This window comes from Cytophaga sp. FL35, assembly GCF_014349235.1.
Taxonomy (GTDB): domain Bacteria; phylum Bacteroidota; class Bacteroidia; order Flavobacteriales; family Flavobacteriaceae; genus Euzebyella.
Genome location: NZ_JACSOH010000004.1, coordinates 52,100 through 72,484, shown reverse-complemented (window position 1 = coordinate 72,484; position 20,385 = coordinate 52,100). Strand labels below are relative to the sequence as shown.

Sequence of the window (20,385 nt, the reverse complement as noted above, 5' to 3'; positions counted from 1 at the left end):
ATGTGAAAATATGGCATTTTGGTATCATTATTTCTATATCCTAATCAGATAAATTTTAAAATACTATAAAAATGAAAAAGATATTTATTACCACCGTATTTGCATTAGGAAGTTTAACCGCATTTGCTCAAGAAGAAGCAACCGCTGTTGAAGAGACTGCAACAGAAGCTGTAGCTCAGGATGATTTTTCTGAGGTAGCTACTGAAGAATTGCCAGAAGCTGTTACAGCAGCAGTATCAAAAAACTATCCCACTGCTTCTATTGATAAAGCATATATGAACGAGTCTAAGCAGTACAAACTAGAGGTTTCTCTAGAAGATGGAACTGCTGGTACTTTGTACGCAGACGAAAATGGTAACTGGATTGAAATGTAATAACTTGAGTTATTTGTTTTGTATCAAGTTGGTTTGGTCGGGAAAGGGTTGCTAAAAGCAACCCTTTTCTATATAAAATAGAATCAAAATTTACATTCGGCTTTTCTCATGAATCCCCATTTTATTTACAGTTCTCTAATGTATACCCCACTTCATTTCTTCAGAATACATAAACCTACTATAGATTACTCTTTCCCATTATTTAATCGATAGTTCAAAAGTTAGAGCATAAGTCCCAAAACTTACCGTAAGACCTAGCATTATCATAACCAATTGATTTTGCTAGGTTTTTTTATGATGTGAACTTTTTACCCAATCCTTACCCACTTTCACACTAATACACACGATAAAAATTCGCTAAAATTTATAAAAGATTGAATTTGAGTTTATTATGTTTTTGTGTCTGATTTGGTATCATATTTTCAATGTACTAAGTGAATTTGATTAATAATAATCCTTAAAAATCAGAAAATCATGAAAAAGTTATTTATCACCACTGTATTCGCATTAGGAAGTTTAACTGCATTTGCTCAAGAAGAGCAAGCTGCCGATCAACAAGAAGCTGCTACTGAAGCTGTAGCTCAAGATAGTTTTTCTGAAATTTCTCTAGAAGAAGTTCCTGAAGCTGTTACTACAATGATTGAGACCAACTATCCTGGTGCAACCATCAATAAGGCTCATAAAAACGAAGAAAATCATTACAAGATTGAGGTATCCTTGGAAGATGGTACTTCTGGCGCCCTAATTGTAGATGAGGAAGGTAATGCAATTGAGCAGTAAAAATAGTTAGTAGTTTCTTGGGAACATGTTCCCATTGAAAAGGGGCCCGATATCAATCGGGCCCCTTTTTTGTGCTTTTAAGTCAGTGGTATTCTCTCTTTTATGAGAATTTAAGACTACAAAACAGCTATCTTACCTTATTTTTACGTAGATAGCTTTAGAACCTATATTTTTTTATGCCAAACCTTCTTATCATTGAAGATGATGCCGCATTTTGTCAAATGCTGCAAAAGTTTTTGTCCAAACGCGGATACGAAGTAGAGACTAGTTTTAATGCGCCTGATGCGAAACAAAAAATTCAGGATAAAACTTTTGATCTCATACTAACCGATCTTCGTTTGCCGGATTACGATGGTATACAACTGCTTACTGATATTAAATCTGTTAATCCCGCTACCCAAGTAATTTTAATGACGGGATATGCAGAAGTTGGTTCAGCCGTAAATGCAATGAAAAAAGGAGCGTTTGACTATATCTCCAAGCCCTTTACGCCGGACGAAATTGTAATGGTATTGGACAATGCCTTAAAAGTGGAGGTGCCAGCTCCCGTGGACATTGAGGATGAACCGGACGAAATTCAGGTAACTACAAAGAAATCATCCTCTTCAATCTTGGAAATGCAACAAAAGGGTGCCAAAGTAGTAAAAGGGATTAGTGAAGCATCAAAAAAATTGGACGACTACATAAAATTGGTGGCCCCTACGGATATGTCTGTACTCATTACTGGCGAAAGTGGTACCGGTAAAGAGGTAACTGCCAAAGCAATTCATGACAATAGTAAGCGCAAGGATTTTAATTTCATAGCGGTGGACTGCGGAGCCATACCGAAGGAATTGGCCACCAGTGAATTTTTTGGTCATATTAAAGGAAGCTTTACCGGCGCCGTTGAAGATAAGGTAGGTAATTTTGAAGCTGCCAATAAAGGAACCCTGTTCTTGGATGAGGTAGGAAATCTTAGTTATGAGAACCAGATTCAGCTTTTAAGGGCGCTACAGGAACGAAAAATAAAAAGGGTAGGTAGTACCAAGGAAATTGAGGTAGATGTGCGTATTATCACTGCCACCAACGAAGATTTGACCGATGCAGTCGAAAAAGGTAATTTTAGGGAAGACCTTTATCATAGATTGAACGAATTTTCAATTGAAATACCTTCTTTAGAAGACCGTTTTGAAGATTTAATGCTGTTCGCAGAAAATTTTCTGGACAAGGCAAATGCCAGTTTAGACAAAAATGTCAAGGGTTTCTCCAAAGAGGTTTGGGAGGCGTTTCAGCAGTACCACTGGCCTGGCAACTTGCGAGAATTACAGAATGTTATCAAAAGGGCCGTTTTGTTGACTATGGGGGATGAAGTGGAAGTTTCGGCCCTGCCAAAAGAAGTTTTACAACCACAGGAAAAACCCATGCCTACAGAAGGTTTCTCTAAATCTGAATTTGAGAAGGAGCGTATTATCAAGGCCTTAAAAAAGACCAACTTTAATAAATCCAAAGCCGCAAAATTACTTCAGGTTACCAGAAAGACCCTTTATAATAAAATCAACCACTATAATTTGGACTTGTAGCCAACCGCTCTTCTAATTCTGTTAACAGTTGTTTCACCTGTTGCTTTAGGATATCGTAGGACTCATCCATTTTGCCCCAATCCATTGTATCTGCTTGGGCTAATTCCAGTTTTTCCAAAACTGCAACGCTTTTGGCGACCTTCAATTGCCTAAACATGGGAAGCATACGATGTGCAACTTGGTTCACTTGCGGATAGTCACGATAGCTCACCGTTTGATCCAAAAGCGCCATATTGGTTTTGGTGTCGTTAACAAAAGTGGTCAATACTTCAAAAATGGCATCTTCATTTCTACCAAGAAAGGAATGTATAATGTCTAGATTATACAATGAAGGAGTACTGTTTTTCTCTTTCGCTAATATTGTTTTTGGGGAGGGGCTCACAGGTTCTTTAGTTTCGTCTTTGGCCACAATTCCCATAAGTTTTAAAGTGGCTACCAATTCTCCCTTCGTAAAAGGTTTTTGTAATACTTGGGCAAACCCAACACCCATATATGCCTCTGGCCCTAGATCTCTACGTCCTGTCATAGCAATTATGGGCTGGTTCTTATAATGTTTGTACTTGCCTGATCGTAGCTTTTTTAGTACTTCAAAACCGGTGACCTGAGGCATTTGAATATCGGTAAGTACTAAATCATATGCTAAATGTGAATCTTCTTCAATAGATAAAAAGTTGGTGTAAGTATGAACGGTAATTCCCATACTTTCTGCTAATTCCCTGAGCATATGCAGTAAGGCAGTATCATCATCAATAATAAGCATTCGCAATTTTGGGGCCATATAAGGCATGGTTTTATCAGCCTCCTTTACCTTGTTGGTATGGGTTAAGGGAAGTTGCAATGTAAAGGTGCTTCCTTTGCCCACTTCGCTTTCTAATAACAGGGTGCCTTTTAGTAGTTCTGCCAATTTTTTGGAAATCGTGAGCCCTAGACCGTAACCGCCAAATTTCTTTTCGGTATCCTTTTCCGCTTGGGTAAACTCTTTGAATATGAGATGTTGTTTGTTTTTGGCAATTCCAATTCCAGTATCGGAAACCGAGATTTTTGCGCTTACTTCCTTGCCTTTGGTCCTATCTACTTTAGCCTCCACTTTTATATGGCCCTCTTCCGTAAACTTAAAGGCATTTCCCAAAAGATTGGTCAGTATCTGTCGTATTCTAAATGGGTCGCCCAAAACGGTTTTTTCAAGAGCCGGGTCAATATTTAAGACCAACCTAAGGCCTTTATTTTTATGTAGGGCCTGTAGATTTTCTGCAGTTTCTTGAATAAGGTTGGCGGGAACAAAAGGCACTTTTTCAATGTTTAGTTTACCCGCTTCCAACTTGGAGAAGTCTAAAAGGTCGTTCACGAGGTTACCCACGTATTCCGATGCTGATTTTACATTCTTTATATAGCCTTTCTGTTTGTCAGATAGGTCTGTACTTTCCAATAGCTCAGAATATCCCCCAATAGTGTTAAGCGGGGTCCTAAGATCATGGCTAACCGTAGAAATTAGCTGCTCCCGGCTTCTTAGTAAGGATTCCGAGTATTTCTTTTCTCGCTCCAATTTGGCGCGGTAGGTTTGTACTTTCCAGTAATCCCTGGTTATGAGGAAGGAGAAAATACCAACTATAACAAAGCCTAGCAAAGCGGCAAAACCGGCGATTCTAGTGGTCCTTCTAAGGGTTTCCCTTTTTTTGATACTGTTGTTGTAACTACTTGCCAATACTTCTTGCTCAAATGCGGTAATGATGTTTTGTAGTTGTTGGGAAAGCTCCAAATCATTGCGAATCACTTCTATTTCTTTTTGCGCCAATGAGCGTTGGGAGCGGTTGTCTGCCAACTTGGCCCTACGGATCATGTTTTTGGAAACATTTAAAATGGAGTCAACATAAGCACTGTTTTGGGTCGGGTCTTGATTTTTGGGGGCGTTGCTGTTGATGAGGTCGGCATATTCCCTAAGCGATTGTTGTACTTGGGGTGAAAATTGCTCAAAGTCCGAAAAAAGATTTTCTGCCGAAAACTTTCCAAAAGATTCCTCTATTTTATCAAATTCCTTTAGCGCCTTGTCCAGGGAATTGTTATTGTTGGTCTTAATCTTAAGTTTTCTGAGCTCACTATTGTTGGCCACTTTGTTCTTTAGCAGTAGCTGTAAACTATCCAATAGGCTTTTTTGTTCTTCGCCCAGCATCAATTGTTTTAGGGTGTCTATTTGTGTCTGAACGGAGTCTATTTTTTTGGAATACGCCTCAAAAGAAAGCTGGTTATTATTTTGTATGGCCAGTTTAGAAAGACTTTCGGCCTCGTAAAGGTTAGTGAGCAATGACGAAGTCCGCAATAATTTTTCATCATTGTTATCATTGGTCTCGGTGGAAATATAGGTCTGTATTTCTGTATAGATAAAATAGCCCACACCGGCCGCTAAGGTGGCCAATACCAAATAGCTGGCTACTATTTTAAGGGTAAACTTGTTTTTAGATCTTCCAGTTTCACTCGTCATAATTGGGTATTAAGAGACCATCATTAAAAATACGTACAGAATGACCTTAGGGTTTATAACAAAGCGTTAATTGTTGGACTCAAATACATGAAAAGAATTTTTAAAAGTTTTGTTATGAAATGAATGAGGACAGATTTATATTTGCGGCATCTCAAAGGGGTGCTTTTTCTGCAAGTGATCGACAAGTCTAATTGATTAAAAACTGACTTGAAGGTTTTAGAAGGAAAGGGCTGAGATTATACCCAAGGAACCTGGGCGGGTAATGCTGCCAAGGGAGGTGAAAGGTTCACCATTTGGAATTTCCACAAGTTTCCATGCTGGAAACTTAAAATCATGTGTAATTTTTAGAATAATGGCCCCTTTTATTCGAAACTAAATTTTAGTTCGAATGAAAATACTTTTTACCATCTTCAATTCTAAACAATGGGCCTCAAGTGGCCATCTTGGCAAACTTACAATTTGTAATAAAGGAAGGCTCAAAGCTTCGTTCGTTTTATTGGTAGCTTTAAGTCAGTTATCCTTGCTTTCTGCCCAGCAGCAACCTACTGATTCTCTTGAGGGTACTAAAGTAGTGCTTGACGAGGTGTTGGTCCAGGCCGTTAGGGTAACCAAAGAATCACCGGTTACTTTTACCAATCTCAAAAAGGAGGAAATTGCTCCGCGAAATCTAGGGCAAGATATTCCCGTTCTAATGAACTACTTGCCTGCGGTGGTGACCACTTCAGATGCCGGTGCAGGTGTGGGGTACACTGGGATTAGGGTACGTGGTAGTGATGCTACCCGAGTGAATGTTACTATCAACGGAATACCGTATAACGATGCGGAGTCTCACGGTACATTTTGGGTTAATATGCCCGATTTTGCCTCCTCTACCGAAAGTTTGCAATTACAGCGTGGGGTGGGTACTTCAACCAATGGGGCAGGGGCTTTTGGCGCAAGTTTAAATTTATTGACGGATGCTTTTTCTGAAGAGGCCTACGGTCAAATTTCTTCTTCCATAGGAAGTTTTAATACGCTCAGGAACAATATAAAATTTAGCTCAGGCCTTTTGAACGACCATGTAGAAATTTCAGGTAGGCTATCTCGAATTACTTCCGATGGTTATATTGACAGAGCATCTTCAGAGTTGGAGTCTTATTACCTACAAGCGGCCTATAAAGATGAAAATACCCTGCTAAAGGCCATTATTTTTGGTGGACATGAAATTACCTATCAATCGTGGAACGGAATTGACCTGGCCACCATTGAATCTCGAGGGAGAACCTATAACTCGGCAGGTGCCTATACCGATGAAAACGGAAGGGAGCAGTTCTATGACAAGGAGGAAGATAATTACCGCCAAGACCATGCACAATTGTTGTGGAACCAAAAGCTCTCGGAAAACTGGAGCACCAATGTGGCATTTCACTTCACAAACGGGCGTGGTTACTTTGAGCAATTTAGGGAGGATGATGATTTTTCAACTTACGGATTGGAACCTCTCACAGTAAATGGGGAATTGCAGAATACAACCGATTTGATAAGAAGAAGGTGGTTGGATAATGAATTTTACGGTACCGTTTTTTCTGCTAACTATAACAAAAAGAAATGGGATGTTATTCTTGGAGGAGGTTGGAATTCCTACCAAGGGGCCCACTTTGGTGAGATTATCTGGGCCCGGTTTGCCTCCCAAAGTGATATAAGAGATCGCTATTACGACAACGATTCAAATAAAAGTGACTTTAATTTGTATGCCAAGGCCAACTATGCGGTAAACAGTCAGTGGAGTTTGTTTGGAGACGTACAATATCGAAGGGTGGGCTATTCTGCCAATGGCGAAGACACCGGTTTGGTAGATGATACTTTCCGTTTTTTCAACCCTAAGGCGGGAGTTGTTTTTGATTTGAATCGCAACAATAATTTTTATTTCAGTTTTGCCGTAGCCAACCGTGAACCCAACCGAAATGATTATGAAAGCGGCAACCCCAAACCAGAACGTTTAAATGATTTTGAACTGGGATGGCGTTATGTTTCGCCAAAAATTCAGTTGAATGCCAACGGGTACTACATGAGGTACAAAGACCAATTAGTGCTTACCGGGGAATTAAACGATGTGGGCGCTCCCCTTCGTGCCAATGTGGGAGATAGTTATCGCGCCGGTATTGAGCTGGACGCTAATTTTATGTTGGGAGATAAATTTCGTTTAAGTCCCAATGTGGCTTTAAGTACCAATAAAAATGTTGATTTTGTGTTTCAACGAGATGGGGAACTGGAAGATTTGGGCAATACCAACATTGCTTATTCTCCCAACGTAATTGCTGCCAACCGTTTTGCCTACATGCCTACAGACAATTTTCAAGTGTCTTTTTTGACCAAATTTGTCGGCAAGCAATATATGGGAAATATTGATTCCGAAAATTCTACTTTGGATTCTTATATACAATCAGATTTGAACCTTCAGTACACCATAGATTTTAATAAGATACTCCAGAGTATCACCTTTTCAGGTTTGGTCAACAATATTTTTGATGCGGATATCATTTCTAATGGGTATTTCTATACTTATGATGATGATTCCACCGGTTCCGTCATTACCTATGATGGGGCAGGTTATTATCCGCAGGCAGGTATCAACTTCTTGTTAGGGGCCACAGTACGCTTCTAGTTAGTTGACATTTTGATAGGGTGAAACCACTGGCCAAAAGGTTGGTGGTTTTTTTGTTGATGGGGTCAAACTCAAGTTATAAGCTTATGCCCTGAATCACAAAAATTAATTTCCTATTTTCAAGAACTCAAAAAAATCAACTAAAACACTTTTAAAATGTCATATACGGATACAAATACCATTCGCTGGGGAATTATTGGTTGCGGAGACGTAACCGAAGTAAAAAGCGGACCTCCCTATCAATTGACCGAAGGTTTTGAATTGGTGGCCGTGATGCGCCGCAATGCCGAAAAAGCAGCTGATTATGCCCGTAGACACAATGTTCCAAAGCACTACTCCAATGCCGAAGAGTTGATTGCGGATAAGGATGTTGATGCCGTGTACATTGCAACCCCGCCGGATAGCCATAAGGAATATGCATTAATGGTGGCCGCGGCGGGCAAACCTTGCTGCATTGAAAAACCTTTGGCACCATCGTATGAAGACAGTAAGGTGATTTTTGAAACCTTTCGGAAAAAGGAGTTAACCCTCTTTGTGGCCTACTATCGCAGAACCTTGCCTAGGTTTTTAAAAGTGAAGGAATGGTTGGATACAGGAAAAATTGGAGAGGTGAGGCACATCAAATGGATGCTCAGCAAAACGCCAAGTGAAGTGGATAAAAGCGGGGAACATAATTGGAGAACAGATGCTTCCGTAGCACCTGGAGGTTATTTTGATGATTTGGCCAGTCATGGCTTGGACTTGTTTGCCTATTTGTTCGGCAATTTTAAAGAAGTACACGGCATTTCCCTTAATCAGCAAGGTTTGTATACGGCCAAGGATGCTATGAGCGGTACTTGGTTACATGAAAACGGAATAACAGGTACGGGAGCTTGGAACTTTGGATGTGACCGCCGAGAAGATTTGGTGGAAATCTATGGTAGCAAAGGAAAAATTAGCTTTGCCGTTTTTGAAGATCAAGATGTGACTCTTGTGAGTGCGTCAGGAACTCAAAGTGAATTTATAGAACATCCCAAGCACGTACAGCAATTTCATGTACAAGCGCTCAAAGATGATTTGTTTCATAATCGAACCCATCCATCTACGGGAGAAACGGCCACACATACCAGTTGGGTGATGGATAAAATTTTGGGTAACCTATAATTTTTAAGAAATACCGATCTATTTCCGCACTACCTTTAGTTAAGCAATTTGTAGTAAATGATTGCTTAATGGGTTGTCTATGGGAAAAATACCTGAGTTTGGCAGTAAACTTCGTAAGAACATTGTAACCGTACCTGAGATTATAAATACCTGCTCCGGCATTCGGGTATTTGGTCAGCTATTAAAGTCTTTTCTTTTTAGTACAGATGTGGCCATTATCAGAAATACCAATGCCAATGCCATCATTGCGGTGTATCCCTTTACTCCCCAACCTACCATTTCACAAGCCTTGATTTTGGCGGCGGACAAGCCCATTTTTTGTGGGGTGGGAGGTGGGATTACCACGGGAGACCGTTCTGTTGAACTCGCAATCCATGCAGATTTTCAAGGTGCACTAGGTGTTGTGCTCAATAAGCCGGCACCCAACGATTTAATAAGGAAGTTAAAGGACAAAATTGACATTCCCGTTACCGTTACGGTTGTTTCGGAAAAGGATGATTTTCAAGGTCGCTTAAAAGCGGGCGTAGACATCTTTAACGTATCTGGGGCTTCATGTACGCCGGAAATTATAAAACGCATTCGTGATTTGGATAGTGAAGTGGCCATCATTGCCACCGGAGGCAAAACGGATCAGGCCATTGAAATGGCCATCTGTGCCGGTGCCAATGCTATTTCCTATACACCTCCAAGTTCAGGTGAACTTTTTAAACCTATCATGGATTTTTATAGGTCAAGCTAGTTAGTTACAATCACCACATTGCCACTAATGGTCGCTTGGTATTCCAATAAATTATAGTACCGGTTACCATCATCGGGCGTGTCTTTTTGTTGACCCGTAAAAAGGTAATATTCATATCCGTCACAGGGGCAGGTAACGATTTGGCCGTCCAATTCCATTGTAGAACACTCGTTGGGTACGTGGTTGGGACAACTTGCTTCAAAAGCTCGGTATTGATCAAAGTTGGATTTGATGACAAAAATGCCTTTGATGCCAACTCCTGGAGTATCTATAAAAACGGCATTGCCCAGGTTGGTCAAAGGACTGTATAGCGGTAGGTTCAAATTCATATCGAACCTAAAGCCAATCTCTTGTAAATACGGGTTACGTGCTCCACGATCATTATCGCAGGAGAGTAGAGAAACTATAAGCAAAACACCAAAAAATCGCAACATATTGTAAGGTCAAAAACCGTTTTATACCGCAAATTTGACTAAAAATTGTTTATATTTGCGTTAAATCCTCTCTAAAAAAGCCGTCTAATTTCGGTCTAAGTAGAGGATTTTTCTTATTTATTACTTTTATGGGTTCTGCCATTAGTGCGGCCATGAAATCGAAGATTACTTTCACGGGCTCTTAATAAACCACTATCGATCAAGGCCTTGAATAAACTAAGGACATGATGTGGGCCAAGAGTGCGTTTGACCGTGATTAGTTTTTCATGATTTCCATGGAAATAATACTATTGGTGTTTGCCCCTATGTATAAAACGAACATATTATGAGTAAAGTATCTTACTATACACCGGAAGGGTTGAAGAAATTAAGGGATGAACTTAATCAATTAAAGGATGTGGAACGTCCTAAGGCGTCCCAAGCCATTGCAGAGGCAAGGGATAAGGGAGATCTTTCGGAAAATGCCGAATATGATGCGGCCAAAGAGGCACAAGGTCTTTTGGAGATGAAAATTTCCAAAATGGAAGAGACCTTGGCCAATGCCCGTTTAATTGATGAATCCCAACTGGATACTTCCAAGGTTTTAGTGCTCTCTACAGTAAAGTTAAAGAACCAGACCAACGGTATGGAAATGAAATATACCTTGGTAGCCGAAAGTGAGGCCGATTTAAAATCTGGAAAGATTTCGGTCAATTCACCCATTGGTAAAGGACTTTTGGGTAAAAGTGTAGGGGATGTAGCCGAAATTACAGTTCCCAACGGTACACTTAAATTTGATATTTTGGAAATTACCAGAAGTTAATCGCCTTAAAATTTTAATAAATGGCATCCATATTCACAAAAATTATCAACGGAGAGATACCTTGCTATAAAATTGCCGAAGATGATCAGTTCTTCGCTTTTTTGGATATCAACCCCAATGCCAAAGGACATACACTTTGCGTACCCAAAAAGGAGGTAGACCGTATTTTGGACTTGGATGAGGAAACTTACATGGGCCTAATGGCCTTTTCCAGAAAAGTGGGAATGGCCATTGAGTCCGCTATTGATTGTAAGCGTGTGGGGATGTCCGTAATTGGGATAGAGGTTCCGCACGTACATGTGCATCTTATTCCACTCAACAGAATGGAGGATGCTACCTTTCAAAAAAAGGAGACATTGAGCAATGAAGCTTTTGAAGCTACGGCCGCGGCCATTAAAGCAAAATTGCAAAGCCCTATATAAGGTTTTGCTGAAACAGGAAGTAAATGCCGGCGGCTACAATAGCTATACCACCGAATAAAAGAATCCAAAATAAGGATGTAAAGGAACGGGAAGCAGGTTGAGGCTGTGCCATTTTCTGATAATAATCGAACGTTCGTTCAATATCCTCCGTCCAACTGACTGGATAAATAGTGCTATTGCACTTGTTACAAATAAGTTGGTGCGATATTTCATCACTTACCCTGTAAGCAAATTTGCTCGCGTAATGTTTTTGATAGAAAGAAAGTTTGAGGTCTTGGTTAAAGCATTCCGGACAATTATTGGTAAGGTCTGCTTCTTTAATGACCATTAATTTTTCCTTAGACATAAATACTGTATTTAAGTGCCGAAAAATTTCGGACTTAAGTTTCCATTCGTTTTAGGGAAATTTGCATAATTGTGCCCGCTTTACTAGAGGTAAGCACTCTAACCTTTCCCTTGTGATACTCCTCCACGATTCGTTTTACCAAAGAAAGGCCCAGGCCCCATCCTCTTTTTTTGGAGGTCACCCCAGGATTGAAAATGGACTGGAAATCGCTTTTTGGAATACCATGCCCTGTATCGGACACCTGTATATGTACGTTCTTACCGTCCGAAAGGATTTTTATACCAATTTCTCCTTTACCTTTCATGGCATCAATGCCATTTTTGACCAAGTTTTCAATGGTCCAATGATAGAGGCTTTTGTTTAAAAGTACCGGTAAGTGCGCTATTTGCGAGTCAAATGAAAATTTGATAAGGTCAGAACTACGAAGCTTTAAATATTCATAGGCCTCCTTGGTCTGCTCCACAATGTCCTGTGCATCCAATTTGGGTAAGGATCCAATTTTGGAAAAACGCTCGGTAATGGTTTCCAATCTTGAAATATCCTTTTGGATTTCTTGGGTAATCTCAGGGCTGATATTTTCGGCCTTTAAAAGTTCGTTCCAACCCAATAAGGAAGAAAGGGGAGTGCCAATTTGGTGGGCGGTCTCTTTGGCCATACCCGCCCATAATTTATTCTGTTCGGAAGCTTTGTTTGTCTTGAAAAAGAAAAATATGACGGCGCCAAAAAGAAAAATAATGAGTAACAGGGCAATGGGATAAAACTTGAGTTTGTTCAAAACTTCTGAATTTCCATAATACAATGTGGCCAAATGCTCACCCTGTTGGTCGATTGATATGGGGACATTCTCGTTTCTGAATTTTTTAATACGTTGTTGAATAAATGCCGTATCATTGATCCGTTCTGGCGGCATGTTATTGGTTTTGATCGATCCGTCTTTATTTACCAATATCATTGGGGTAGAGGTATTGTTTTGAAAAACCTTGAGGTGTAGATTCCCCAAATCCATATCTTCTGAAGAAGCTTGAAATTCTGATTGGGCCGTTGCCCATATCTCCATTTTTAAACGCTCTTCTTCTTTGAATTTTTTAAAAAAACTGTTGGTATTCCATAAAATAAGACTCACGATAACAAAGGATGCTATCAATAAAAAGATATTGGAGGTCTTATTTTTAGGGTTAAAGTTCATTAACAAATAATCTATGCCAACCCAGAATTTTCATTGTGCGTTGTGTTCTCACCAAATATAACGTAAACAAGTGCAAATTGGTATAATTACAGCATTTGAGCCTCGGGCTCCATTGCGGAAATTTGTATCTTTAGGACTATGGCAAAAGAAATGATTTCAATTCTTCCGGGGAGTGTTTCAACGGGGGAATTACATGGTTATCTTCTAGGGGCTGTGGGACCTAGACCAATTGCATTTGCGAGTACGGTAGATGAAAAAGGCAGGCCTAATTTATCACCTTTCAGTTTTTTTAATGTTTTTGGTAGCAATCCACCCATTCTTATTTTTTCACCGGCACGCAGGGTTAGGGACAATACTACGAAGCATACCTTACAAAACGTACTTCTGACCAAGGAAGTGGTGATTAATATAGTCAATTATGATATGGTGCAACAGATGTCACTTTCCAGTACGGAGTATCCTAAAGGCACCAACGAGTTTGAGAAAAGCGGACTCACCATGGTAAAGTCAGATATAGTGCAGCCTTTTAGGGTAGGCGAATCGCCTGTACAGTTTGAATGCAAGGTTACAAAGGTAGAAGCTCTGGGAAGGGACGGTGGTGCAGGTAACCTTATTTTTTCAGAGGTAGTCAAAATACATATAGATCGGGCTATAGTGGATGTAAACGGAGTAATAGACCAACGTAAAATAGACCAAGTGGCACGTATGGGAGGCAATTGGTACACTAGGGCGAATAAGGGTATGTTTGAAGTGCCAAAGCCCCTATCGAGTATTGGCATGGGTGTAGATGCCCTGCCCAATGCCATAAAGAACAGTACCGTACTTTCGGGAAACGATCTGGGTCTATTAGGAAATGTTGAAAAAATACCGTCCTTTGATCAAGTGGATGAATTTTTAAAGGAACATTCCGGATATAAGGGCTTGAATACCGAGCAACTGCATAAACAAGCCCGTAAATTTTTGGAAAAAGGGGATGTGGTCACAGCTTGGAAAATTCTATTGATCAATGAAACGAATACAGTTATTTGAGTTCGAGGATTTTTCATGGTTTCCCTCTTCTGTACGGACGGGAATGACCAATTTAATCGCGGTGCTGCACCGTATGATGGGTATTTCCGAAGTGTTGTCCCATCTCTTGGCGGGAATTCTTAAAGAAAATAACTTAAATCAGATTGTAGATTTAGGGTCGGGCTCGGGTGGGTGTATGCCAGATGTACTAGGGCAGTTGCATCAAACTGATGGGTTGCAAGATGTTCGATTGTTGATGACAGATTTGTATCCCAATAAGAAGATTATCAAGAAATTTTCTGCGCAAGGAAATCCTAAAATCTCCTATTATACTGATCCCGTAAATGCTACCGATTTATCCCAAGTACCTGCTGGTTTAAAAACCTTGGTCAATAGTTTTCATCATATGCCTCCTAAAGCGGCAAGACAAATTTTGAAAACTGCAAAGGATAATAACGAACCCATATTAATCTATGAAATGGCCGAAAATAAGATGCCGTTATTACTTTGGTGGCTGCTTTTGCCCATTTCATTGGCCATACTTGTAATGATGGTTTTTTTTATGACGCCATTCGTAAAGAACTTAACATTTAAACAAGTTTTATTTACGTATCTCATTCCTGTAATTCCCATCTGTTATGCTTGGGATGGACAGGCTTCGTTACCTAGAATGTACGCGATGAAGGACTTGGATGTACTTTTGAAAGGGCTTCACTCAGATACGTATAGTTGGAGCAAAGGGCCGGCATTAAAAGCAAACGGCAAACCATTGGGTACGTATCTTTTGGGAATGCCCAAGGATTGAAATTTCTGGTGTTAATTAGGTAGTTTTTTTGGGATACGATTATTAATAACTTCTTTTCTTTTTCTTAGGTAGATCATTACAATAGCCCTACTTTTAAAAATTAAATAGTTTCAGTTAACATATAATTCGTAGTCATGGAAGTACAGGGAAAAATTAAGAAAATCGGCGAGGTTCAAACCTTTGGAAACAATGGTTTTAGAAAGCGAGAAGTGGTTGTAACGACGGAGGAGCAATACCCGCAGCATTTAATGATAGAATTTGTTCAGGATAAAACAGATTTATTGAACAATTACAATATTGGACAAGATGTAAAGGTAAGTATCAACCTTAGAGGTAGGGAGTGGACCAACCCTCAAGGTGAGGTAAAATACTTTAACTCCATTCAAGGGTGGAGAATTGAAAACTTACAACAAGAGCCTAGTGGCGGACAAATGCCTCCGGTTCCACCGGCAGACGCCTTTGCCCCTGTAGATGATCTAAATGAGGAAGATCATGATGATTTACCGTTTTAAACGGTAATCTAGAGATTTAAGAGAAACCTGCTCGCTAAATTTTGGCTTGCAGGTTTTTTTATTTAGTTTCATGAGTAGATTATAATAGGGATAAGATGTTGTCATTTAAGCGATTATATGGTTTGTTGTGCATGTTGTTTTGTGGAGCGTGTATATTAAATGACGATGATCATTTCCTGATTGGTATCTTTCCTGATATACCTGAAAACCTGGTAGAATTTAATAGTTCATTTGATGATTACAATTCCACAGCTCCTACATTAGGGGATACTTTTCCTTTATGTTTTACCACCAATCGAAATAGTGGAGGGGCTAACTATAATGTTATTTACAAACTACTTAGTATTGAATTTTCAAAAAGGGATGGTACACTAAGGTTATTCAACAACACTCACGGTCATCTAGATGTCGTTGAAGATTATAAAAACATTCATAGTGGATTGCGAAATATAAATACAATGTACAACGAACTTGGTCCAAATCTAATTCCAATAGGTGAAGTGGAAAGCATTGAAAATAATAACCTAAGAAGTTCCTACAAAGGCCATGTGTTGCTCTACTCCAGTGATATGAATGGGAGCCAAGATATAATGTTTACCCACAATTTAAGCAGCGAATACTATAGCTCACCTCAAAATGTTTCTTTCCTCAATTCAGACCATGATGATGCGTATGCTACCTTTGATGCAGAAAAGTCAAAATTGTATTTTACTTCTAATCGCAATGGCGTTTTTAATATTTATGAAAATACCGTGGATACTACCAAGGATATATTGAGGACACTATCTGACACGGATTCATCCACCACGATAAATGCCACTTTATCTTCGAAAGGGGATGATAAATGTCCCTTCATATTAGGGAGTATGTTAGTTTTCGCGTCAAATAGGGAAGGGGGATTTGGCGGTTATGATCTTTATTATTCCACATATGAGAATGGAAATTGGTCTTCGCCAGTTAATTTTGGAGGTGATATCAACACAGAATTTGATGAATTTCGACCGATAATTAGAAAACAAGATGATTTTAGTAATGATTTGATGATTTTCTCTTCCAATCGGCCGGAGGGCTTAGGAGGTTTTGACCTTTACTATGTGGGGATCGATAAATTGTAATGGCTTAGTTTATGTATTTAGTTAGTGCAGAACTGAAATTCCCTCCTGTTGAAAATGCTAATGAGGAAGGATTGTTGGCAGTTGGCGGTGATCTTTCTCCTGAGCGTTTATTATTGGCCTATAGAAATGGAATTTTTCCTTGGTTCAATGATGATGCCATTATCATGTGGTGGTCTCCAGACCCAAGAATGATTTTAAGACCAAGGGAAGTGAAGATTTCAAAAAGCATGCGAAAGGTTCTCAAATCCGATAGCTTTCAGTTAACTAAGAACAAAAGCTTTCAAGAGGTAATAAGAAACTGTTCACAAATTGAAAGAAAAGACCAAGACGGCACTTGGATTACCCAAAAAATGCAAAATGCTTACGGTAAGTTACACCAAATGGGAAAGGCCGTTTCATATGAAGTCTGGCAGGACACTACTTTGGTAGGCGGACTCTACGGTATAGACTTAGGCCACGTATTTTGCGGGGAAAGTATGTTCTCTACGGTGAGTAATGCTTCTAAATTCGCTTTTATAAAAATGGCCCAAGAATTGGAAAGCAAAAATTATCTCATGGTAGATTGCCAGATGTATACCGATCATTTGGCCAGTTTGGGTGCAAAGGAAGTGCCACGCGAGACGTTTTTGGAACTACTAAAGGGAGAAAACAAGGCTGGCCAATAAAAGCATGACATAGGCGGGTTCTTGCCCATAATTTTCAATCCGGTATTCCAGCCCTGTCTGTAATTTGGTTTCGGGGTTTACCAGCCATCCAATTTGGGAGGTGAGCCTTTGATCAAATTCCGGTTTTTGCGACTTGGCTGCGCTTAGTAAGGCTTCTGTTGAAATCACAAAATAGGCTTCGCCAACATCGAGTTTTTCACCACTTAACGGCGTATCTAGCGCAAATCTATATCGAAATCTATGGGTAGTAACAGATGGATTTATTCTTTGTTCTACCCTAAAACGGTTTCCCAACCTTAAACTCCCGTTTCTATTGGTAATGTTGTATTGTTCCGTAAGCCGCAACTCATTTTCCTTGTCATTTTCAAAATGTTCTCGCCATCTATATTTTACCCCCATGGCGATACTCTGGTCAAAACCAATATTAAGCTTTGAGAAATGGGAGATTTCAAATTGCCTTACCTTCAGTTGAAGCTCCTCATCATAGAGGTAGCTTCTGTTGGCGAACTCAAAGTTATGGGAGTAGTTGGTAGCCACATCGTAATTGATGGCCACGTTAGGCTCTGTATAAAGAACAAAATTTTCCTGCCCCCGTAAATCCTTCACCCAAACAATCGTAAAGAAAAAGAGTGTAAGAAGTCTAGTAAAGAACATGGTCGTAATTAGGAGGAAGCGACTTTCTTATTTTCTCAAAATCGCCATTGGCATTAAAGAGTATTTCAAATTGTTGATAGCCAGAATCACCTTTACCAGAGACAATAAGTTCGTATTTAATGGTAGGAAGCATCAAATTTTGAAATGCATTTCTCAAAGTAGTTTCAATAGGGTCTGCGCCAACAGGATATTGTTGTTGCATTCTTCTAATCCTATACCGGATGAATTTCTTTTCTAGGTACTTGGTCATTAGGGAATAAGAGTCATCGGGGATATCTATGGACTTTATGAGTATTTCAACATCTTCCAGTACTCCATCTTCATCAAACTCTACGCTATAATGTAGGTGGTCTTTTTTAAATTTTGCCTCATAGCTAACCTTGATGCTATCTGTTTCTTTGTAAAACCGTACACGTCTTGCATCTTCCAATTTTGTGGAAATAAGTTCAAGGGCCTTCTCCGGAAATTGCGATTTTTTTATGCGGTACTCACGCTCATACTTATTTTGGGCCGTACCCAATTGAACGGATAATAGCAGGCAAAGACTTAATAGTGCGAAAAATGGTTTCTTCATAAATTTTTGACTAAACTTCATTATATCTAAAGCAATCTGTTTCGTGATCGTTTACCATTCCCGTAGCTTGCATAAAAGCGTAGACAATGGTACTGCCCACAAATTTAAAACCTCTCTTTTTTAGGTCTTTACTTATCAGGTCTGAAATTTCAGTGGTTGCAGGAGCATCTTTATAATATTTTACTCTATTTTTTATAGGTCGATGGCCTACAAACCCCCAGATGTAGTGGCTAAAAGACCCAAACTCTTCCTGAACTTTCATAAATGCTTGAGCATTGCCAATGGTTGCGCTTATTTTTAGTTTGTTTCTTATAATGCTGGCATTTTGCTTCAATTCTTCTTTTTTGGCCTCGTCATAGGTTGCAATTTTCTGGTAATTAAAGTGATCAAAGGCCTCTTTAAAATTTTCGCGCTTTTTTAAAATGGTAATCCAACTGAGTCCGGCCTGAAAAGATTCCAACAACAAAAATTCAAACAAAGTTTCGTCATCTTTTACGGGTACACCCCATTCTTGGTCGTGGTAGGCTTCATAAAGCTCATCGCCCAAGCACCATCCGCATCGGTTTTTGCTCATATTTGAAATTTTATAGGATAAAGATAAAAGATTTATGAAGCAATTTTAGAAGTTCAGAGGTAGGGAAAACCATAAAATGTTTGCTTTGACTTTCACTTAAATAGCACATAACAATTTTTGTAAGTTTCTGGGGGCAACTACAACTAAAGTAACCCAATATTAGAGTAAATTTTTTATGACCCTTTCCACTACTAAAGAAAAAACCGTTCGAGAATTAATTGAAAATGCCCTTTCGCAAGCTATTTATTATGAGGATTATAGGACCATGGTGAACCAACTGGCCTTGGAAGGTAAAGCCTCAGGACCCAATCAAACCGAAGCTCTGGCCAATTATACGATGCTTAATGACAGACGTATGAAACGCTTTGATAAAACCGTAAAGGTTTCTGAAGAGCAAATCGAAACAATCAAAAAATTAGACAGGGAAACAATTTTCCTGGTTCTAACGGAAAGTTGGTGTGGGGATGCATCCCCGTCGTTGCCCGTGATGAATAAAATTGCCCAAAACACTGATAAATTGAACTTCAAAGTGGTTTTAAGAGATGAACACGTGGATTTGATGAACCGGTTTTTGACCAATGGGGCTATGTCCATACCTAAGTTGATCATTCTAGATAAAGAGACAAAAGAAGTTTTGGGTGATTGGGGCCCACGACCGCAACCGGCAGCTCAGATGGTTTTACATCACAAAGAACAATACGGTAAAATAATGCCAGAGTTAAAAGAAGAATTGCAACAATGGTATAATAAGGACAAGGGGCAGACTATTTTGAATGAGCTCTTAACGAGCCTTTCCTTGAAATAAATAAGTAATCGTACCTTTTTGGGTTGCTTTTGATGAGGAGCTAAACTTCGCTTTATAGGCATAGGTGATGGCATTGTCTACCAAACAGCCATTGGAAGTACCCGAGCTTTTTGCGTTATAATCGGCATCAATCACGTTTCCGGCAGAGTTCACCTCAATATTGATAACCACTTTGCCGCCCTCAATACAGGTGTAAATAGGTGGCGGTAATCTATATCCGCTACGCTCAACCAAAGAAAAGGAAACCGAAGTGCGCCTTTTTGCTAAGTTATTAGTGAACTCTTGTTTCTGGGCTTCTTTTTCGCCCAACATTTGTTTGGCTTCCTCCCGTTTTTTGCGAAGTTCCTTTACCCGTTCGGCATACTCCGAATCGGAAATTTCATCACTGTTTTCACCTTCTTCGGCAGTATTTCTTTCCTCTAGGATCTCTTGCAATGTTTTTAAGGGTTCGGGATTACCGTAACTAGGCTTGGCAGTTTCGTTATAGGCCATATGGCTTTTTACCAATTCGGATTCTTCCATTTCTTCCTCAACTTCCTCCTCTTCTTCAAGTTCCTCCAAAATTTCATCATCCAAGAGCATCTCTACCACATATTCATCCTCTTCTTCTGTTCCTCCCAAATGAATGTTGTATAGGCACAACACCACAATTCCCATGGAGAAAAAGGTGATTAATAGAGATAATTGTTTGCGATTGAGATTCATAGTATGGATATAACCATAATTTTTTCAAAATATTTTATAGCGTCGATGAACGGGAACTTTTAG

22 protein-coding genes are annotated in these 20,385 nt (G+C 39.5%); 14 read left to right on the top strand and 8 right to left on the bottom strand.

The annotated features are described in order from the left end of the window. Positions 1-71: 71 nt before the first annotated feature. The 3 genes from BIZ36_RS04065 (at position 72) to BIZ36_RS04055 (ending at position 2,713) form a co-directional block, all read left to right on the top strand. Positions 72-374, top strand: a complete 303-nt coding sequence (locus BIZ36_RS04065) for a hypothetical protein (protein ID WP_187456594.1) — start codon at positions 72-74, stop codon at positions 372-374. Between the two features lie 474 nt (positions 375-848). Further along, positions 849-1,154: a hypothetical protein gene (locus BIZ36_RS04060; RefSeq protein ID WP_187456593.1), complete on the top strand. Its 306-nt coding sequence runs from the start codon at positions 849-851 to the stop codon at positions 1,152-1,154. Positions 1,155-1,330: 176 nt separating this feature from the next. Continuing rightward, complete coding sequence (locus BIZ36_RS04055) at positions 1,331-2,713, top strand: sigma-54-dependent transcriptional regulator (protein ID WP_187456592.1); 1,383 nt, start codon at positions 1,331-1,333, stop codon at positions 2,711-2,713. Here BIZ36_RS04055 and BIZ36_RS04050 read toward each other — a convergent pair. Further along, a complete protein-coding gene (locus tag BIZ36_RS04050; RefSeq protein WP_187456591.1) occupies positions 2,688-5,189 on the bottom strand; it encodes a hybrid sensor histidine kinase/response regulator in 2,502 nt (833 codons plus the stop codon). The two genes, BIZ36_RS04055 and BIZ36_RS04050, sit on opposite strands and share 26 nt — an antisense overlap. Before the next feature lie 388 nt (positions 5,190-5,577). On the opposite strand from BIZ36_RS04050, the gene BIZ36_RS04045 reads away from it, so the two are divergent. The 3 genes from BIZ36_RS04045 to BIZ36_RS04035 all read left to right on the top strand — a co-directional run bounded on the left by BIZ36_RS04045 (position 5,578) and on the right by BIZ36_RS04035 (position 9,715). After that, complete coding sequence (locus BIZ36_RS04045; protein WP_187456590.1) at positions 5,578-7,833, top strand: TonB-dependent receptor; 2,256 nt, start codon at positions 5,578-5,580, stop codon at positions 7,831-7,833. A 156-nt stretch (positions 7,834-7,989) separates the two neighbouring features. Then, positions 7,990-8,976, top strand: coding sequence for a Gfo/Idh/MocA family protein (locus tag BIZ36_RS04040; RefSeq protein ID WP_187456589.1), 987 nt, complete (start codon positions 7,990-7,992; stop codon positions 8,974-8,976). Positions 8,977-9,055: 79 nt separating this feature from the next. After that, entirely contained in the window at positions 9,056-9,715 is a 660-nt protein-coding gene (locus BIZ36_RS04035; RefSeq protein WP_187456588.1) for a hydrolase, read from the top strand. On the opposite strand, the gene BIZ36_RS04030 is transcribed toward BIZ36_RS04035, so the two are convergent. Further along, positions 9,712-10,149, bottom strand: a complete 438-nt coding sequence (locus BIZ36_RS04030; RefSeq protein ID WP_187456587.1) for a Rieske (2Fe-2S) protein — start codon at positions 10,147-10,149, stop codon at positions 9,712-9,714. The genes BIZ36_RS04035 and BIZ36_RS04030 overlap by 4 nt on opposite strands. Positions 10,150-10,474: 325 nt before the next feature. On the opposite strand from BIZ36_RS04030, the gene greA reads away from it, so the two are divergent. Together greA and BIZ36_RS04020 are read left to right on the top strand one after the other, a co-directional pair. Further along, entirely contained in the window at positions 10,475-10,951 is a 477-nt protein-coding gene (gene greA / locus BIZ36_RS04025; RefSeq protein WP_187456586.1) for a transcription elongation factor GreA, read from the top strand. 20 nt (positions 10,952-10,971) lie between these two features. Further along, positions 10,972-11,373, top strand: coding sequence for an HIT family protein (locus BIZ36_RS04020; RefSeq protein ID WP_187456585.1), 402 nt, complete (start codon positions 10,972-10,974; stop codon positions 11,371-11,373). Here BIZ36_RS04020 and BIZ36_RS04015 read toward each other — a convergent pair. Both BIZ36_RS04015 and BIZ36_RS04010 read right to left on the bottom strand, forming a co-directional pair. Next, on the bottom strand, positions 11,366-11,719 hold the full coding sequence (locus tag BIZ36_RS04015) for a hypothetical protein (protein ID WP_187456584.1): 354 nt from the start codon (positions 11,717-11,719) through the stop codon (positions 11,366-11,368). The two genes, BIZ36_RS04020 and BIZ36_RS04015, sit on opposite strands and share 8 nt — an antisense overlap. A gap of 34 nt (positions 11,720-11,753) precedes the next feature. After that, on the bottom strand, positions 11,754-12,905 hold the full coding sequence (locus BIZ36_RS04010) for a sensor histidine kinase (protein ID WP_187456583.1): 1,152 nt from the start codon (positions 12,903-12,905) through the stop codon (positions 11,754-11,756). A 138-nt stretch (positions 12,906-13,043) separates the two neighbouring features. On the opposite strand from BIZ36_RS04010, the gene BIZ36_RS04005 reads away from it, so the two are divergent. From BIZ36_RS04005 to aat, 5 genes are all read left to right on the top strand, one after another. Further along, complete coding sequence (locus BIZ36_RS04005; RefSeq protein WP_286174561.1) at positions 13,044-13,934, top strand: flavin reductase family protein; 891 nt, start codon at positions 13,044-13,046, stop codon at positions 13,932-13,934. Then, positions 13,912-14,718, top strand: a complete 807-nt coding sequence (locus tag BIZ36_RS04000; RefSeq protein WP_187456582.1) for a hypothetical protein — start codon at positions 13,912-13,914, stop codon at positions 14,716-14,718. Before BIZ36_RS04005 ends, BIZ36_RS04000 begins: the two co-directional genes overlap by 23 nt. A gap of 134 nt (positions 14,719-14,852) precedes the next feature. Beyond that, positions 14,853-15,230, top strand: coding sequence for a DUF3127 domain-containing protein (locus BIZ36_RS03995; RefSeq protein WP_187456581.1), 378 nt, complete (start codon positions 14,853-14,855; stop codon positions 15,228-15,230). A 95-nt stretch (positions 15,231-15,325) separates the two neighbouring features. Continuing rightward, on the top strand, positions 15,326-16,345 hold the full coding sequence (locus tag BIZ36_RS03990; RefSeq protein ID WP_187456580.1) for a TolB family protein: 1,020 nt from the start codon (positions 15,326-15,328) through the stop codon (positions 16,343-16,345). A gap of 11 nt (positions 16,346-16,356) precedes the next feature. After that, positions 16,357-17,010: a leucyl/phenylalanyl-tRNA--protein transferase gene (gene aat, locus BIZ36_RS03985; protein WP_187456579.1), complete on the top strand. Its 654-nt coding sequence runs from the start codon at positions 16,357-16,359 to the stop codon at positions 17,008-17,010. On the opposite strand, the gene BIZ36_RS03980 is transcribed toward aat, so the two are convergent. The 3 genes from BIZ36_RS03980 to BIZ36_RS03970 are packed head-to-tail and all read right to left on the bottom strand — an operon-like array spanning position 16,981 to position 18,812. Then, the gene (locus BIZ36_RS03980) at positions 16,981-17,664 is read right to left on the bottom strand and encodes a DUF2490 domain-containing protein (protein WP_187456578.1); all 684 of its coding nucleotides are present in this window, start codon (positions 17,662-17,664) and stop codon (positions 16,981-16,983) included. The genes aat and BIZ36_RS03980 overlap by 30 nt on opposite strands. Beyond that, positions 17,651-18,238 carry a hypothetical protein gene (locus BIZ36_RS03975; RefSeq protein WP_222937220.1) on the bottom strand — a complete coding sequence of 196 codons (588 nt, stop codon included), beginning with the start codon at positions 18,236-18,238 and terminating at the stop codon, positions 17,651-17,653. Before BIZ36_RS03975 ends, BIZ36_RS03980 begins: the two co-directional genes overlap by 14 nt. Positions 18,239-18,248: 10 nt before the next feature. Then, complete coding sequence (locus tag BIZ36_RS03970; RefSeq protein WP_187456577.1) at positions 18,249-18,812, bottom strand: DNA-3-methyladenine glycosylase I; 564 nt, start codon at positions 18,810-18,812, stop codon at positions 18,249-18,251. Positions 18,813-18,987: 175 nt separating this feature from the next. Between BIZ36_RS03970 and BIZ36_RS03965 the strand changes: the two genes are divergently transcribed. Then, positions 18,988-19,617 carry a thioredoxin family protein gene (locus BIZ36_RS03965; RefSeq protein WP_187456576.1) on the top strand — a complete coding sequence of 210 codons (630 nt, stop codon included), beginning with the start codon at positions 18,988-18,990 and terminating at the stop codon, positions 19,615-19,617. On the opposite strand, the gene BIZ36_RS03960 is transcribed toward BIZ36_RS03965, so the two are convergent. Next, positions 19,594-20,322, bottom strand: a complete 729-nt coding sequence (locus BIZ36_RS03960) for a hypothetical protein (RefSeq protein WP_187456575.1) — start codon at positions 20,320-20,322, stop codon at positions 19,594-19,596. The two genes, BIZ36_RS03965 and BIZ36_RS03960, sit on opposite strands and share 24 nt — an antisense overlap. Positions 20,323-20,385 lie beyond the last annotated feature (63 nt).

Coding starts and splice junctions, on each gene's coding strand:
- aat (WP_187456579.1), top strand. CDS start 16,357: ATGTATTTAGTTAGTGCAGAACTGAAATTCCCTCCTGTTGAAAATGCT.
- greA (WP_187456586.1), top strand. CDS start 10,475: ATGAGTAAAGTATCTTACTATACACCGGAAGGGTTGAAGAAATTAAGG.
- BIZ36_RS03980 (WP_187456578.1), bottom strand. CDS start 17,664: ATGTTCTTTACTAGACTTCTTACACTCTTTTTCTTTACGATTGTTTGG.
- BIZ36_RS04005 (WP_286174561.1), top strand. CDS start 13,044: ATGGCAAAAGAAATGATTTCAATTCTTCCGGGGAGTGTTTCAACGGGG.
- BIZ36_RS04020 (WP_187456585.1), top strand. CDS start 10,972: ATGGCATCCATATTCACAAAAATTATCAACGGAGAGATACCTTGCTAT.
- BIZ36_RS04065 (WP_187456594.1), top strand. CDS start 72: ATGAAAAAGATATTTATTACCACCGTATTTGCATTAGGAAGTTTAACC.
- BIZ36_RS04050 (WP_187456591.1), bottom strand. CDS start 5,189: ATGACGAGTGAAACTGGAAGATCTAAAAACAAGTTTACCCTTAAAATA.
- BIZ36_RS04035 (WP_187456588.1), top strand. CDS start 9,056: ATGGGAAAAATACCTGAGTTTGGCAGTAAACTTCGTAAGAACATTGTA.
- BIZ36_RS03970 (WP_187456577.1), bottom strand. CDS start 18,812: ATGAGCAAAAACCGATGCGGATGGTGCTTGGGCGATGAGCTTTATGAA.
- BIZ36_RS03990 (WP_187456580.1), top strand. CDS start 15,326: ATGTTGTCATTTAAGCGATTATATGGTTTGTTGTGCATGTTGTTTTGT.
- BIZ36_RS04040 (WP_187456589.1), top strand. CDS start 7,990: ATGTCATATACGGATACAAATACCATTCGCTGGGGAATTATTGGTTGC.
- BIZ36_RS04030 (WP_187456587.1), bottom strand. CDS start 10,149: ATGTTGCGATTTTTTGGTGTTTTGCTTATAGTTTCTCTACTCTCCTGC.
- BIZ36_RS04060 (WP_187456593.1), top strand. CDS start 849: ATGAAAAAGTTATTTATCACCACTGTATTCGCATTAGGAAGTTTAACT.
- BIZ36_RS03965 (WP_187456576.1), top strand. CDS start 18,988: ATGACCCTTTCCACTACTAAAGAAAAAACCGTTCGAGAATTAATTGAA.
- BIZ36_RS04055 (WP_187456592.1), top strand. CDS start 1,331: ATGCCAAACCTTCTTATCATTGAAGATGATGCCGCATTTTGTCAAATG.
- BIZ36_RS04000 (WP_187456582.1), top strand. CDS start 13,912: ATGAAACGAATACAGTTATTTGAGTTCGAGGATTTTTCATGGTTTCCC.
- BIZ36_RS03975 (WP_222937220.1), bottom strand. CDS start 18,238: ATGAAGAAACCATTTTTCGCACTATTAAGTCTTTGCCTGCTATTATCC.
- BIZ36_RS04045 (WP_187456590.1), top strand. CDS start 5,578: ATGAAAATACTTTTTACCATCTTCAATTCTAAACAATGGGCCTCAAGT.
- BIZ36_RS04015 (WP_187456584.1), bottom strand. CDS start 11,719: ATGTCTAAGGAAAAATTAATGGTCATTAAAGAAGCAGACCTTACCAAT.
- BIZ36_RS04010 (WP_187456583.1), bottom strand. CDS start 12,905: ATGAACTTTAACCCTAAAAATAAGACCTCCAATATCTTTTTATTGATA.
- BIZ36_RS03995 (WP_187456581.1), top strand. CDS start 14,853: ATGGAAGTACAGGGAAAAATTAAGAAAATCGGCGAGGTTCAAACCTTT.
- BIZ36_RS03960 (WP_187456575.1), bottom strand. CDS start 20,322: ATGAATCTCAATCGCAAACAATTATCTCTATTAATCACCTTTTTCTCC.